Origin of the sequence: Proteus sp. GOKU (assembly GCF_015475555.1) — a bacterium.
Lineage (GTDB): Bacteria > Pseudomonadota > Gammaproteobacteria > Enterobacterales > Enterobacteriaceae > Proteus > Proteus mirabilis_B.
In genome coordinates this window covers 3,413,759-3,428,333 of record NZ_CP034105.1, presented here as the reverse complement: position 1 = coordinate 3,428,333, position 14,575 = coordinate 3,413,759, and the positions used below count along the sequence as shown (strand labels likewise).

At 34.6% G+C, this 14,575-nt stretch carries 16 protein-coding genes; 10 read left to right on the top strand and 6 right to left on the bottom strand.

Annotated features, from left to right (window positions below):
- Nucleotides 1-275: 275 nt before the first annotated feature.
- The 8 genes from EHE21_RS15695 (at nt 276) to EHE21_RS15660 (ending at nt 9,137) form a co-directional block, all read left to right on the top strand.
- On the top strand, nt 276-1,805 hold the full coding sequence (locus tag EHE21_RS15695; RefSeq protein ID WP_194951183.1) for a methyl-accepting chemotaxis protein: 1,530 nt from the start codon (nt 276-278) through the stop codon (nt 1,803-1,805).
- Between the two features lie 934 nt (nt 1,806-2,739).
- A complete protein-coding gene (locus EHE21_RS15690; RefSeq protein WP_165122412.1) occupies nt 2,740-3,285 on the top strand; it encodes a fimbrial protein in 546 nt (181 codons plus the stop codon).
- Between the two features lie 87 nt (nt 3,286-3,372).
- Entirely contained in the window at nt 3,373-5,871 is a 2,499-nt protein-coding gene (locus EHE21_RS15685) for a fimbria/pilus outer membrane usher protein (RefSeq protein WP_194951182.1), read from the top strand.
- A gap of 32 nt (nt 5,872-5,903) precedes the next feature.
- Nucleotides 5,904-6,659: a molecular chaperone gene (locus EHE21_RS15680; protein WP_194951181.1), complete on the top strand. Its 756-nt coding sequence runs from the start codon at nt 5,904-5,906 to the stop codon at nt 6,657-6,659.
- A 26-nt stretch (nt 6,660-6,685) separates the two neighbouring features.
- Nucleotides 6,686-7,183 (top strand): fimbrial protein, encoded by a 498-nt coding sequence (locus EHE21_RS15675; protein WP_194951180.1) that lies wholly within the window; start codon nt 6,686-6,688, stop codon nt 7,181-7,183.
- A gap of 9 nt (nt 7,184-7,192) precedes the next feature.
- Complete coding sequence (locus tag EHE21_RS15670; RefSeq protein ID WP_194951179.1) at nt 7,193-7,717, top strand: fimbrial protein; 525 nt, start codon at nt 7,193-7,195, stop codon at nt 7,715-7,717.
- Between the two features lie 6 nt (nt 7,718-7,723).
- Entirely contained in the window at nt 7,724-8,260 is a 537-nt protein-coding gene (locus EHE21_RS15665; protein WP_194951178.1) for a fimbrial protein, read from the top strand.
- A 28-nt stretch (nt 8,261-8,288) separates the two neighbouring features.
- Nucleotides 8,289-9,137 carry a hypothetical protein gene (locus EHE21_RS15660; protein WP_194951177.1) on the top strand — a complete coding sequence of 283 codons (849 nt, stop codon included), beginning with the start codon at nt 8,289-8,291 and terminating at the stop codon, nt 9,135-9,137.
- 222 nt (nt 9,138-9,359) lie between these two features.
- On the opposite strand, the gene EHE21_RS15655 is transcribed toward EHE21_RS15660, so the two are convergent.
- From EHE21_RS15655 to EHE21_RS15635, 6 genes are all read right to left on the bottom strand, one after another.
- Nucleotides 9,360-10,295, bottom strand: coding sequence for a hypothetical protein (locus EHE21_RS15655; protein ID WP_194951176.1), 936 nt, complete (start codon nt 10,293-10,295; stop codon nt 9,360-9,362).
- On the bottom strand, nt 10,292-11,314 hold the full coding sequence (locus EHE21_RS15650) for a tyrosine-type recombinase/integrase (RefSeq protein ID WP_194951175.1): 1,023 nt from the start codon (nt 11,312-11,314) through the stop codon (nt 10,292-10,294). The genes EHE21_RS15655 and EHE21_RS15650 overlap by 4 nt, the downstream gene beginning before the upstream one ends.
- A gap of 2 nt (nt 11,315-11,316) precedes the next feature.
- A complete protein-coding gene (locus EHE21_RS15645) occupies nt 11,317-12,357 on the bottom strand; it encodes an SMEK domain-containing protein (RefSeq protein WP_194951174.1) in 1,041 nt (346 codons plus the stop codon).
- Between the two features lie 160 nt (nt 12,358-12,517).
- Nucleotides 12,518-12,874 carry a hypothetical protein gene (locus EHE21_RS15640; RefSeq protein WP_228766701.1) on the bottom strand — a complete coding sequence of 119 codons (357 nt, stop codon included), beginning with the start codon at nt 12,872-12,874 and terminating at the stop codon, nt 12,518-12,520.
- A 2-nt stretch (nt 12,875-12,876) separates the two neighbouring features.
- On the bottom strand, nt 12,877-13,095 hold the full coding sequence (locus EHE21_RS19015) for a phage repressor protein CI (protein ID WP_324187747.1): 219 nt from the start codon (nt 13,093-13,095) through the stop codon (nt 12,877-12,879).
- Entirely contained in the window at nt 13,082-13,471 is a 390-nt protein-coding gene (locus tag EHE21_RS15635; protein WP_324187746.1) for a helix-turn-helix transcriptional regulator, read from the bottom strand. Before EHE21_RS15635 ends, EHE21_RS19015 begins: the two co-directional genes overlap by 14 nt.
- A 202-nt stretch (nt 13,472-13,673) precedes the next feature.
- On the opposite strand from EHE21_RS15635, the gene EHE21_RS15630 reads away from it, so the two are divergent.
- On the top strand, nt 13,674-13,829 hold the full coding sequence (locus EHE21_RS15630; RefSeq protein WP_324187745.1) for a hypothetical protein: 156 nt from the start codon (nt 13,674-13,676) through the stop codon (nt 13,827-13,829).
- 27 nt (nt 13,830-13,856) lie between these two features.
- The gene (locus EHE21_RS15625; protein WP_194951173.1) at nt 13,857-14,165 is read left to right on the top strand and encodes a phage regulatory CII family protein; all 309 of its coding nucleotides are present in this window, start codon (nt 13,857-13,859) and stop codon (nt 14,163-14,165) included.
- The last annotated feature ends 410 nt before the right edge of the window (nt 14,166-14,575 follow it).

Below are 14,575 nucleotides of genomic sequence, written 5' to 3'. Positions count from 1 at the left end.
ATTTCTTGTGAAATTAAAATTTTTTATCGATTTTTAGTTTTCATTAAAATTAGTCCCTAATTGCTAACCAATTAATAACACTGAAATATTATTTCATAACGGTATATGATCTAGGTTAATACTTGAATCTAAGAATAAAAAACTAATTACCATCATTGATTGAGAACTGTGTTAATCGTTTGTATCGATAATTCTGATTAATAAGTAAATAAAATCTATTTTGTGCCGATAAATGAATGCATTTGTATCATTTTATTATCGGGGAAGATTATTTCATGAGTATTGAAAGATCAGCGAAAGTAGGTTCCATCATACTGTTAACTATTTTCTTATTATCATCAGTATTGTCGTCATTTTTTATTTATAGAATGCAAGAAAACTTTGCGTCATTGGATTCCTTGAATACTAGATTGAATAGTGTTCAAGAGGCAAGATATGAATTAGCGACCATTCGTTCTCACGTCAACTACCTAATGTTGTTGAAAACGATGACGGATGAGAACAAGCAAGAAACCATTAAATCACTTGTTGCTGAAGCGAAAGAGCTGGCAACAAAATCTAAAGCGACTATTACTCATTGGGTAGGTGTGAAGAAGATAAGCCCTGATGCCCAACGTAATTCAGAGCAGCTCTCAGTGTTATTCTATTATCTTTTAGATGAACTTATTGCACCTATTGATACGCTAGATTACACAGAATCAAATCTCTCTAACGACTTTACTCGTCTATCTGAACTTTTCGATGAATATCTTATGATCACGAAAGGTGTGAATGATGATATTAAAGCACAGCAAGCTTGGATGGTGCAGTTGTCACTTTACACAACCATTATTGCCCTGGGGATCATTCTTGTTCTTCTTTATATTGTCATTCGTTGGGTAAATAAAACGTTTATCTTTAACTTGAATACATTGTCAGCCATTTTGCAAAAAGTAGGAGAGGGTGATTTAAGTTTCACTCTACCTAAAAAACGAAATGATGAGTTTGGAACCCTGTTCTCTAATGTGGGAGAGATGCAAACTTCGTTAACATCGACTATTCAACTTGTTAAAGAAGAAGCGCTAGAGATCAAAAAAGGCTCAGCGGAAATTGCTTCTGGTAACCAAGATCTCTCTTCTCGTACCGAAGAGCAAGCAAGTGCGTTGCAACAGACAGCTGCGAGTATGGAAGAGATTAAAATTGCGGTAGTGAATAACACGGATAATGCGATTTTAGCTAACTCCATTACCGCAGAGACTCGTGATTTGGCGATTGATGGTTCTAATATCATGAATGATGCAATTAACTCGATGAAAAAAATCGAGGTAGGAACATTAAAGGTTGCTGAAATCAATGATGTGGTTAATAACATTGCAAGCCAAACTAATATTCTGGCATTAAACGCAGCGGTTGAAGCTGCGCGTGCTGGTGAACAAGGTCGCGGATTTACTGTTGTTGCAACAGAAGTGAGAAATTTAGCGGCAAGAAGTGCGGATGCTGCGCGTGAAATTAATCAAATCATCAGAGAATCCGTTGCTGACGTGGCTCATGGTCGAGAATTAGTGAATAGAACGGGCGAGCATATGCAGGATATCGTTTCTTCTATCACTAAAGTTAGCGATATTATGCAGGGCATTAGTATCGCATCAGAAGAGCAAAAAGTGGGTATTGAACAGATAGCAGTCGCTATTAACCAAATGGATTCTGTTGTTCAGCAAAATGCAGCCTTAGTTGAACAAGGTGCAACTTCAACAATGATTTTAGATGAGAAAGCACAAAACTTAACAGATAAAGTTTCAGTCTTTCAAATTAAAGAACAATATTAATAAGTTGAATTAGCCAGTTAATATCGTATTTAAAGCAGGCTCACTTTGAGTGTGAAACTTAAGTGAGCCTTTTATTTAATTATTATTTAAAACACATCTTTTTTATCTTATTAATAGAGGATGTAGATAAAATGGTAGTGTTTGTATTTGTGTAGTCTTTTTTTGATGCTATTTATTAATAATGTTTTAATTTATTTAAGTCGTACGATTTAATAGGATGCTCTTAATTAGATACTCATTAAAAATGTATTTTTCATTTAAAGAAAATAAATAAGATATTTTTAAAAAATAAATGATTCGAATACTCTTTTTATTTTAAAAATCAATTTTTTCTATTTTAATTATTTTTTTGTAAGTTTTTTATTCGTTTTTTTGAAAAATAATTACCTGTTAAACGTTTATTGATTGAAAGATAAGTTAATTTTAAAAATATCTGATTATTTATCTTGATAAGAATAATCTCAAATTTATCATTTTGTATTTTATTGAAGATTAAAGTAAAAAATATATTTTTAGATTATAATTCATTGTTTTATCTGGATTATTTTTTATTTTTTTTAAGTTTTTTGATTAAGTATAAAAACGTAGTTTCTTTAAATGATACTCTATTTTTGTCTTTATTTAATTAGATAATAAAACTAAATAAAATTATTTTTTTTAATTTTATGATTTATATGGTTTTTTTATGCGTGTTTTTCTATTTTTTATTTTATTTTTTATAAAATGTCATTGTTTTTTTCTTTATGATAAGGTTCGCGAAACATAAATAATGAAATCTATCTTTTAGAACTTTAAATAGTTTGACGGGATAATTGTATCTAATAAAATTGATATTTATTTTTTAGAAAACTAAAAGTTTCATTTTTATGGTTAAGGTTGATGCAGATTAATTATTTTAATTTGCCTTTTTACAATCAAATAGAGATGGTGGAAAATGAAATTAACTAAATTAGCGGCTGTATTGGGTTTTAGTTGTTTAATGGTTGCTGGATCTGCATTTGCAGAAGATCCTGTTGAGCCAATTACTGGCGGTCATGGACAAATTACTTTTGAAGGTGAAATTATTGATGCACCTTGTTCAATCGCACCAAATAATGACAAACAAACTGTTCAATTAGGACAAGTATCATCTTCATTATTAAAAGAAGGTGGTCGTAGTACTTCTGAAGCATTTACCATCAAATTAGAAAACTGTTCAACCAAAACTTATAAAACAGTAGAAGCAACTTTCTCTGGTTTAGGTGCGACAGGTATTGATAACGCTATTGCTATTGATGGTACAGCAAAAGGTGCGGGCGTTATTATTTCTCAATACGGTGGCAACATCGTTAAATTAGGTGAAGCAACATCACCTGCACAAGTATTATCTGAAGGCCCTAATGAATTACGTTTCTCTGCTTATTTACAAGGAAAGCAAGGCGTTGATGTGACTCCAGGTACTTTCTCATCTATTGCTACTTTTGCATTAACCTATAAATAAGACTATTAGTTCCCTGAGCCAGTTTTGGCTTAGGGACTATTTATTTGGTTACAAGTGAGAGCTTTACACGCAATAGATAGGGAAACTATGTCACATTTAAATTTAAAAGTATGGCAATGTATATTCTGTGTGATATCAAGTATATCGCTCGCTCATAGTTCCTTATTATATGCAGATGAACCTGTTGAGTTTAATACTGACATTTTAAATTTAGAGGATAGAAATAATATTGACTTATCTCGATTCTCTAAAGAAGACTATATTTACCCAGGTATTTATGAAGTTTCTATATTTATTAATGAAGATTTAATCGAGCATAATTATAAGATTAAATTTATAAAATCATCAAATAACGATAATGAAACTCTAGCTTGTATTCCTCGCGAAGTTGTCGAAAAATTCTCATTACAAGAGCCTTATTTAAAGGGGCTAACATGGTGGGGTAATGAACAATGTTTAAATATAGATTCATTGCCAAGTATGACAGTAAAGCCACAATTAAAGAAAAGTAAACTGTTTATTACTGTACCTCAAGCTTATCTAAGTTATACAGCTCAAGGATGGGATCCTCCTTCTCGATGGGATGAGGGAATTTCAGGAGCATTATTTGATTATCACCTAACCGCCCAAGATATAAAAAGAAAATCCGAAAGTAGCCATCAGTTTAGCCTTAATGGTCAAGGGACAATGGGGCTGAATATTGATGCGTGGCGTTTACGTGCTGATTGGCAAAGTGTTTATGATAATAATGATGCAGAAGATAAAAGCTTCGATTGGAAGTGGGCTCAAATTTATGCTTACCGCTCTATTAAGCCATTAAACGCAAAGCTTGCGTTAGGTGAAAATTACAGTTCATCTGATCTGTTTGAAAATATTCGATATATGGGGATAACGTTATCGTCAGAAGATAATATGTTACCGCCTAATTTAAGAGGCTATGCGCCACAAATTAGTGGTGTAGCATCATCTAATGCAAAAGTAATTATTAGCCAACAAGGCCGAGTTATTTATGAAACAACGGTAAGTCAGGGACCTTTTGCGATTCAAGATATAAATGAAAGTATTTCGGGTGTACTTGATGTTCGCGTTGAGGAAGATAATGGAAAAATCCAAGAATTCCAAGTGAATACATCAAGTGTTCCTTATTTAACGCGACCAGGACAAATTCGTTATAAGACACTGATAGGAAAACCTTCAGATGTTGATAGGAATAGAAAAGGCCCCATGTTTGGTATGGGCGAATTTTCATGGGGAATAAATAATGGCTGGTCTTTATTTGGTGGTGCCATTGTCAGTGATGAATATAACTCTTTCTCTGCAGGAATAGGACGTGATTTATTAACGTTCGGTGCTGTTTCTGTGGATATGACGACATCATTTGCAAAAAATGTTAATAATCAAAATGATGATAAACAAGGAAATGCTTATCGGATTAATTACTCAAAAAGATTTGAAGAATTTAATAACCAAGTCACATTAGCGGGATACCGTTTTGCAGAACAAGACTTTTTGACGTTAAATCAATATATTGATGGTAAGTATTACAATAGAGAGGTGAATAAAGATAAAGATCTCTATTTATTGACATTCAGCCAAAGCTTCCCTGATTTTGGCCTTAATGCTTATCTTTCTTATAGCCATCGTACTTATTGGAATAGTGAAAAAAGCGATTACTTTAGTTTTTCATTATCAAAATACTTTAATGTAGCAAGCTTCAAAAATAACTCTATAAATATTAATGCATACAGAAATAATACTTACGGAAGAAGTGATAATGGTTTTTTTATTAACTTAAGTATTCCATTAGATACAAAAACAACAATCAGTATGAATAGCTATATTAATAGTGGAGATATCGCTAACACAGTCAGCTATAACAAAACAGTTGATGATAGAAATAACTATAATATTTCAGGTGGTACGACAGCGAGAGGTCGAGCAAATGTAAGCGGTTATTATCGCCATTATGCAGACTCTGCAGTCGTTTCTGGTAGTGCTTCATATACTGATTCTGTTAGTAGTGTTGCTACATTATCTATTGACGGGGGAGCGACATTAACACCTAAAGGTGGTGCTCTTCACCGTATCAATATTCCAGGAAGCTCGCGTATATTATTGGATACAGATGGGGTGAAAAACGTCCCTATTAGTGGAAATGGCCCAAATACAACTACTAACTATTTTGGTAAAGCAATTCTACCATTAGGCAGTGATTATATGCGTAGTCGTGTATCCGTAAATATTGACGATTTACCTAGTAATATTGAAGCAAAAGGTTCAATACAGCAATTTACGCTAACCGAAGGGGCAATAGGTTATCGCAAGTTTAATGTCTCTGAAGGTGCTAAAATCATTGCAAAAATTATGCTAAAAGATGGCTCTTTTGCACCATTTGGTTCAACGATATTAAATGAATCAAATCAGGATATGGGGATGGTGAGTGATAATGGCTCAGCATATTTAGGTGGTGTTAAGTCTCATGAAATACTATTCATCCAGTTATCTGAAAATAACGTATGTAAAATAGAGTTGCCAGATTTATCAGCTAAAGGAAATTACACATCAATTTTATTGACATGTGATTGAGTTTTAAGAAATTAAAAATTAAGGTTTAAGATATGCGTCTATCAGTAAAAAAAATATCAATGTTAGCTTTTCCGTTATTTTCTTTATTTTTTATTGAAACAGTTAACGCTGCGGTTTCTTTAGATAGAACACGAATTATTTTAAATGAAGGGAAGGGTTCAGTCAGTTTAAATATCACAAATAATAGTCCTGATCAGCCTTATTTAGCGCAAGCATGGATAGAAGATCTTGCTGGTAAGAAAATAGAAGAGCCTATTCTTGCACTTCCACCTATACAACGATTAGAAAAAAACGAACAAAGCCAAATAAAGGTTCAACCTCTTGATGTTGTTACTTCTCTTCCTCAAGATAAAGAGAGTGTATTCTATTTTAATTTAAGAGAGATCCCTCCTAGAAGTGATTCAGATAATGTTTTACAGATTGCATTACAAACACGAGTAAAAATTTTTTATAGACCCGCTTCATTAATTATTGCCTCTGATAAGTTGGAACTTGCACCACAGAATAAATTAACCTTAGAAAAACAAGGTAATAACTATGTGATGAATAATCCAACCCCTTACAATATTACCTTTGTAAGTGCTAAAAAGGATTTTTCAGATAATACTATTGAAGAATTTAAATCTTTTATGATTGAACCCAATGGAAAAGAAAAAATTAATATCGGTGTGAACCAGTTTAATAAAAAACCAATACTAACCTACATTAATGATTACGGCGCTCAAATAGATATTGAATTTGACTGTAAAAGTACTCAATGTACGGTAAGTAAATTAAACCAAAGCTAATAAAGATAAATGATTAGGTTGCTGATATGACAAGAATAAGGGGTGTTTTCTTTATTTTTTTATTTTTTATTACGTCATTTTTTATCGTAAGAGAAAGTGTTGCTCAAAAAAACTTACAGGTAAATGTCTATGGAGAAATATTACCTCCAGTAGCTTGTATTATTAATAATAAAAATACGATTAAAGGTGATTTTGGTGAGTTGTATCCCACTGATTTTGATGGTAAAAAAAATAAAGTTGAGTTAATTATTCCTTTGTCTTGTAATGAAAGACCGACCAATAATATGAAGTTTTTTATCACTGGTTCTCCTTCTTCTTTTGATAATAATGCAGTTACTGCCGGACGCAGTGATATCGGTGTTAAGTTTTTTTATCTAGATAAAGAAGTTAAGCTTAAATCGGAATACAATTTTACATATACAAATACAATTAAAATTGAGGCGCTTCTGATTAAAAATCCAAATGAAAAGCTCGTTTCTGGTGATTTTACAGCAACCGCATTTCTAAATGTCGATTATCTCTAGGAGGAAATGATGAATAGAAATACATTTTCGTTCTCTTTTTTATTATTGATAATCGGTTTGTTATCGAGTGTTTCTGTTTATTCTGCAGAGGCTAAAACTTCATTAGCAACTGCAAATATAGAGCTAAAAGGGAGAATACTAAACCCTCCTCCAATCTGTACGTTTAATAATAATGATCCTATTTATGTGAATTTTGGAAACAATGTGGTTATTTCTAAAATAGAACAAGATAATTATCAGCAAAAATTTAATTATGATCTATCGTGTACAGGGGATAGTAAAGAATTCTCGTTTAAAGTTTCAGTTAAAGGTGATCCGGCTGTATTTGATAATCAATTATTAGCAACAAGTGTCACTGATTTAGCTATAAAAATCGTATTGAATAATACAGAGTTATTACCTGTAAATAAAAAAGTAAAAGTGGAGCGTAGTAAGTTACCTGAATTTAGTGCATTACTTGTTAAAAAACAGGGGGCTAATTTGGCTGAAGGTAAATTCCGTTCATCAGCATCTGTTATATTTGAATATGAGTAGAGGCTAATGAAACTTAAAAAGTTATATTTTAATTCACTCATTTTCTCTTTTCTTACCTTATCACTAATGAGTGTAAAGGCAGCAGATAATCTTTTTTTTGAAGGTAACCTAGTGAAAGAGCCTTGTACTATTTTATCTGATAATAAGTCATTAACGGTAAAATTTAATACAGTTGATGTAAAAGCATTACGTGATGGGCAAAAAACAGAAGGTATCCCTTTTATTATTACCGTTTCAAATTGTGATAACAGTGTCGCTAAAAATATTAATTTTTTGTTTAAAGGATTTGAATCTGATTCACATAAAGGATATTTGGGCATTAATATTAACGGTAAACCTTCAGGAATTGGTATCGGTATAGAAGATAAAAATAAGAAATTTATCGCAATTAATAAAGATAATAGCCAGTTTTCATTAAATAAAAATGAAAACCAATTTTTATTTAATGCCTTTTTGAAAGCAGAACCCAGTGTGGTTGTGAGTAAAAAAATCGAATTAGGAAAATTTAGTAGCACTGCCACATTTCATATCACATATCCATAATTTATGAATACGACAAAATGGAGTTAAAGTGAAAGGTTACCTTAAAGCATTATTGATATTAGCTATGATATCTTCATTTCCTGCTCAGGCGAATATTTTTTCTTATATTTCTAAAGTTGAAAATGTAAGCGGGGGGATCCCTGGGTTAGCTTATATAGGACAGATTGAACGTTGGACTCCGATGCCTGGTGTGGCCAATCCTTGTTATAATGTGGCTGGCTGTGAGGTCTATGTCGCGCATCGTCATTATGCTAATGGTACAGCCGGAACCTATTCAAGCCGAGATCCCAAAATAGCCGATGCTTCTAAATATAAAACGATGGATGAATTAAGAGAGGCATTTCTTAAAATAACACCATTACCTTACACTTTTAGGGTTGTTCATTCAGGAACGGTTGTTACATCTGAATGTGTAGGAATATTTTATGGTCAAAGAAGGAGTGCATCAGATCCTTTATTACCGGGTTCTATTTGTGGTGCAGCGCCATCACCAGATCTGGTTTGTGATTTTAATGTCGAAAATATTGACTTTAATTATAATCAATTGGCATATAATGATGTGCTAAATAATAATGCGAATGTTACTAAACAAACAAAAAGTGTAAAAATTCAATGTAACTATAATTCCAAAGTTATTATTTCTGCTACAACCAATGATGATGGTGCAATTTGGCTTAATGAAGAAAATACATTACAGTCTATTTTAAAAATAAATAATAAACCTGCTAATGAGTTGTTTGAATTACCTATTGCAAATAAAGAAACAGCCTCTCGTTATACCAACTCATTTACATTAAGTTCAGAACTTAAAAGTGTAGGAAAGCCTAAATCAGGGCCTTTTCGTGGTTCTGCGGTGATAGTTATTGTTGTTCTTTGATCTTTATAATATTAGCGGTAAACAAGAAGCCCCAGATAATTGCTTATCTGGGGCTTTAGTATTTGGTGGCCCCTACTGGACTTGAACCAGTGACCAAGCGATTATGAGTGCCAATCTATACATAATAAAATCATGATGTTACGTTAATTATCATATGGGTAGGTAGCGGATAATGATGAATAATGATGGTGATTTGGTTTCTCTGCTGCCATTTTAGTGCCATTAATTTTCATTTGAATTATCTTTAGTGGTATAATTAATTTTATTTAAATTTGGTAATGTTTTAAGAATATCTTCGTCTAATAGTATTATGGAAAAAAATTCGTGAAGAGATTTGTGTATATTAGATAATTCCAATTTAATCTCTCTTGCCAGAGAAATACGGTTATTTTGTATTTTTAACATCTTATGCACGAATGTTTCCCCGTGGTTCCTGCTATATTCTTTATCTTGTTTTTTTATTATTTCTTCTATTTTTAATTCGTTCTTTAAAATTATCCCACATTTATTTAATATAAGATTAGTTATATATGGTATATCTAATATTATATTGTGGAAATTAGCAAATTCGGCAGTTGGGTTTTTATTATTTATTTTTTCTTTAATGATGTTGTCAATTTTGTTAGTGATATTATGTAATTCTAATATTCTTAAGTCAATATCAGAATATAGTTCTTCATTTTTCTTGTCATTAAAGTCTTCGTATTTTCTAAATAATCCATAAATATAATTTGCATTATCTATTTTATGGGGGAAGTAAAAAGTTAAATCTTCTAATTGTTCAATTATAAATTTTCGCTTTGAATAATATAAGTCAGCTCTGTTTTTTTCTTCAGTTACTTTAATTTGCTTCGTAGTCTGAATTGACCTATGTGCAGATACAACAAAAGCCCCCAATATTGGAGATAAAGCTAATATTCCCAATGAGAATTTATTTATCTCCAGAAATGTGCTGTATCCATAAGCATCAAATCTCCATGGGTATGGATAACCGAGACATACTATAAAATACAAGCTGGAAATTAAAGGAAAAACAATGGCTAATCTAAATAGCCATTGTTTATGTAAACTGTCTGAGTTCAACATAAACTTATCATGCTGCACACATATCCAAATACAAATACATAAGGAAACAAGGATAAAAATTATTAAGCTCATATCTTTAACCTAACTAAAGGATTAAACGTAATTGCATCATTAAGATGGTCCGGGGTAAAGTGTGCATAACGCATAGTCATTTTAATATCAGTGTGCTCAAGGATACGCTGAAGTACCAGAATGTTACCGCCGTTCATCATAAAGTGACTGGCGAATGTATGACGTAAAACGTGAGATAGCTGCCCGGCGGCTGGTAATTCAATTTCAGCCCGTTTGATAGCAGTTCTGAACGCAGAATAACAGGAACTGAAAAGAGGCTTTGAGCCTTTGGATTTTGGCAGTGATGCGTACAGGTCATCACTGATTGGTACAGAACGGTTACGCTTACCTTTGGTTTTGGTAAAGGTAATCATATTTTTGGTAACCTGTCCGCCGGATAATTCTTCGGCTTCTGACCATCTCGCCCCGGTAGATAAGCAAATCTTCACCACCGGCAGTAAGTGCGGAGCCGAACTGTTCTCACATTCAGCCAGTAATCTGATAATTTCTTCATCAGACAGGAATGCCATTTCCTGTTCATCTGTTTTGTATGGACGGATTTTGGATAACAGGTTTTCGCCGTTCCATTCGTCAATGCGGGATAGCTCATTGAACACGGTCCGGAAATAAGCCAATTCAAGATTGACTGTGTGCGGGGTAACTTTTTTCACCCGGTCAGAACGGGTCAACTTTCCGCTGATCCGTTGTTCTCGGTAGGAAGAAAACAGCTTTGCAGTAAACTCTGTGGCGGCAGGACTACCCATAGCATCACAGGCAAACGTCATTGCAGACAGTCGCTTTGCACCATCGTTCAGTGTAACGCCATGGGAGCGGTACCATGTTTCGACCAAGTCCAGCAATGAGCGCCGGTCAACTTTTTCACCGAGCCAGAGCTTATCATCCGCTTGTTCTTTTATGTAGCGCTCATAGGCAATCGCCTCGCCTTTGGTGGCAAACAGTTTTCTGATTCTGCGGCCATTTCTACCGTTTGGGAAACATTGTACAAGCCATCGTCCATCATTACTTTTAGTAATCGACATATTTATATTGTAGAAAAGTCTAAGTTAACAAAGGTGTTATCAAGGGATATATTTTCTTTTTTCAAATAATCATATAAATATTGCTCAAGATTGCGCCCAAGTGGGAGTTTAAACCTATGTTCTTTTATGAGGGTTAATGAATAGTAATAATACTCTATGTGTCCATAGTCATTATCATGTTCATGTATATCCAATAAATCATACTGTTTTAATATTGCTTCATGACTTTTTATATCCCCTGAATATTTTAAATTCAGCTCATTGGTTATTAATGCTGCGATAGAGTCGCTTTTTTCAGATAATGACTCATTTCTATTTTCAATAAAGTTAACAATGAATTCTCGGGTTTGCCTAGGGAGGCAAGATAATTTATCATTAAGCGATGTAAGTAATTTGGCTATATCGTTTTTATTTTTTATTGATAATTCAATATCATCTTCATTATTTACTATGTAAGATATTAATTTTTTAGCTGAAGATTGTAGGGGGGTAGGTTTACTCTGCCAATGGCTAATATCAATTTTTGCAAAATTACCATTTGAATCAGGGAGAGTGAGCTCTGATAATACGATGGTGGTTTTTTCATTAGCGATGTCATATATTTTTTTTATTTTTCTCACGTCAAGATTTATTATTTTTCTCTGTAGCCATCGTATGTCTAGTATATTATCTTGATCTGAGAAAGTGATCCCATTAGTCTTTATTTTTTTATGGTTAATTTTATCCCCAATAATAAAAATATTTATCTCTTTGAATTTTTTATTGATTTCAGGAGTGATTTTTCCTAAGGTTTTTTCTATTTTTTGTTTTGTATTGGTCGTTGTAATTTGAAAGCCAATTGAATTTTTTTCATCACCTAAATCCAATCCTTTAAAATTTGATTTTTGTACGTTCAAGTTTTCTAATTTTAAATCTTTTATTATATTTAAGATGTCTTTAAAGTAATTTTCACAGAATACACTTAAGTCAGTCAAGCCAAGTGAGTTTCTGGTTTTAGCTTGTAATGATATAGCTTCTAATTGGTCGACTATTTGACCAATCATATATCCTCTCGTTATCATAATATAGTATCCTAATTACAATCAGTAAAATCACCAGTTTCAATGAAACGCCGGAATTGATCTTCGTTAAGGATGATTACGCCCATACCACGAGCTTTATCCATCTTCATCTGACTTGCGTTGTAGCCATAGCACAACAGACTTAGTTTTTTGTGACGGATTTGCGAACTTCCATATTTGCAGCTGAGGCCATTTCTTCAAGAATAGCTTTATCAGCTCGGCGAAATCCTGTGAAATGAACATCGAATGTTTCTGGTTTTGGTTCTTTAATAGTAAAAAATCCGGCCTCTATACCGCTGGATATAAACTCTTGAGCATCTTCAAGAGATTCGAAGTATTCAACAACGCGGTCTTTACTAAATGTTTTTAACTGGCCTGCGTCATCTTGCCTAACGCTAATTCCTTGTAGGTAGTCGTTATTTTCTGACACATTGATAATTAGTTGTACGGATAAATTATCTCTGGCGCTGCAATAAACAAAGAATAAAACCTGTACCATAATTACTCCACGTTAATTTCAGCAACAACCCGCCCGACAACAGTTAAATCAGCCAGGTCACAATCAAACGCCATGCCAGAGCCGGAGACACGGGCTTTTTGCATAGGCATTCTGGTTAGTGTGCGGATACTGAAACGGCCATCAATTTTTACCAGCCATTGCCCATCGAATACTTTACCGTGTTTTTTATCTACCAGGTAATAATTTTTACCATCCTGCATACTGCATACTGATTGGAGAGGATGGGAGCGGGGTACCAGCACCGAACATCACCTTATCAATCATCAGCTCGCCAGCTTCAAACATTTCACCATCAATCAGTTTATGGTTTTTTAGACGCAGAATATCGGCTGACTGGTTTTCATACATTTTCCCCTTTCCAGTGGCCAACCACTCTAAGGTGACACCAGTTTCAGCCATACACTGAACAACCAAGTCAGAGGGGAATCCACCTCGGCGATAGCGTGCTGATATTGAACTTGCTGCCATATCAAAATGCTCAGCAAGCATTATTTTTGATCCGAAACCATAAGTTTCAGTTATGCGATCTAATACAGGTGCGCTAGCGCCATCCATCACGAGTTTAAATTGGGACATAACTAACCCTATGTACAAAAAGTTCAGTTCAGCAGTTGATGGTTTACATTTTATACAGTAATGTTCAGATTTAGATACAAAATGTACACGAATGGCATCGAATGAAGCCGAACATAGATAAGAGGATTTTGCCTTATGCGTCCTAACATTACAATCGCGGTACAGGAATCATTTCTGCCGGTAGACGAGTTTTGCCGCCGTCATGGCATTACAGACCGTACGCGACATGATTAAAGATGGCCGTCTGCCGGTTCGTGCTAAAAGTCCGAATATGAAGAGCGGAAGAGTCTTCATCAACATGCTGGCGCTGACTGTTGGAGCTGCCGCAGCCTGCAACATTTCACTGGAAGCGAAGTAATTCTTTCGCTTTTTGAGAATAAAGACCATGTTTGATTATCAGGTGTCCAAACAAAACCACTTTGAAATTGCGTGTATTGCGTTTTCTACAAAGCACAAAGGTGATCTGGTCCGGATTGCGGAGAACATCGGAATGCGTCCGCAGATGCTGCGCAACAAACTGAATTCGGATCAGCCGCACATGCTGACGTGCCTTGAGCTGCTGAAACTGACCGACGAAACAGAGGACGCTTCAATACTGGACGGACTGCTTGAGCAGTTGCAGTGTCAGTCGTCAGTGCTGGTCAATGAGCTGAAGGGCGGAAACAGGAAATCATTGCGCCGGTTGTCTGGATAGGCAGTGAGGAAATCAACGTGACGTAGCTGATGTTAGACACACTCGACGTGGTAAAGAACTGGCCGAACTTACAGCCGGGCACACTCACGCCAACACCGGCACCCCGGACAACGCCACTGCCAGTAATGGCACCGCCGTCAAATCGGACGGACTCAAACAAAAATACAGCCCTGTGATTGGCTGACAATCTTCTGATGATATTGCCCGCAGACGCGGGCTTTTTATGCCTGCAATATAACCGCACCAGAGCCACTACACGTCACGCAACACCCGCGAATACAAACCGCCGTCCACAAAAGAGATCGCCCGAGTACTCAGCACCAGACGCGCAGGAACCGCACGAAGTAATTCACTTCGCCACGTAAAACGCACTACACTGCACCCGCCTGCGGTTTTTGGATCAGAAAATT

Bases quoted from the DNA above. Each gene is read 5' to 3' on its own strand.
- EHE21_RS15665 (WP_194951178.1), top strand. From the start codon at position 7,724: ATGAAACTTAAAAAGTTATATTTTAATTCACTCATTTTCTCTTTTCTT.
- EHE21_RS15675 (WP_194951180.1), top strand. From the start codon at position 6,686: ATGACAAGAATAAGGGGTGTTTTCTTTATTTTTTTATTTTTTATTACG.
- EHE21_RS15690 (WP_165122412.1), top strand. From the start codon at position 2,740: ATGAAATTAACTAAATTAGCGGCTGTATTGGGTTTTAGTTGTTTAATG.
- EHE21_RS15680 (WP_194951181.1), top strand. From the start codon at position 5,904: ATGCGTCTATCAGTAAAAAAAATATCAATGTTAGCTTTTCCGTTATTT.
- EHE21_RS15650 (WP_194951175.1), bottom strand. From the start codon at position 11,314: ATGTCGATTACTAAAAGTAATGATGGACGATGGCTTGTACAATGTTTC.
- EHE21_RS15635 (WP_324187746.1), bottom strand. From the start codon at position 13,471: ATGTCCCAATTTAAACTCGTGATGGATGGCGCTAGCGCACCTGTATTA.
- EHE21_RS15685 (WP_194951182.1), top strand. From the start codon at position 3,373: ATGTCACATTTAAATTTAAAAGTATGGCAATGTATATTCTGTGTGATA.
- EHE21_RS15695 (WP_194951183.1), top strand. From the start codon at position 276: ATGAGTATTGAAAGATCAGCGAAAGTAGGTTCCATCATACTGTTAACT.
- EHE21_RS19015 (WP_324187747.1), bottom strand. From the start codon at position 13,095: ATGCAGGATGGTAAAAATTATTACCTGGTAGATAAAAAACACGGTAAA.
- EHE21_RS15630 (WP_324187745.1), top strand. From the start codon at position 13,674: ATGGCATTACAGACCGTACGCGACATGATTAAAGATGGCCGTCTGCCG.
- EHE21_RS15640 (WP_228766701.1), bottom strand. From the start codon at position 12,874: ATGGTACAGGTTTTATTCTTTGTTTATTGCAGCGCCAGAGATAATTTA.
- EHE21_RS15645 (WP_194951174.1), bottom strand. From the start codon at position 12,357: ATGATTGGTCAAATAGTCGACCAATTAGAAGCTATATCATTACAAGCT.
- EHE21_RS15670 (WP_194951179.1), top strand. From the start codon at position 7,193: ATGAATAGAAATACATTTTCGTTCTCTTTTTTATTATTGATAATCGGT.
- EHE21_RS15625 (WP_194951173.1), top strand. From the start codon at position 13,857: ATGTTTGATTATCAGGTGTCCAAACAAAACCACTTTGAAATTGCGTGT.
- EHE21_RS15655 (WP_194951176.1), bottom strand. From the start codon at position 10,295: ATGAGCTTAATAATTTTTATCCTTGTTTCCTTATGTATTTGTATTTGG.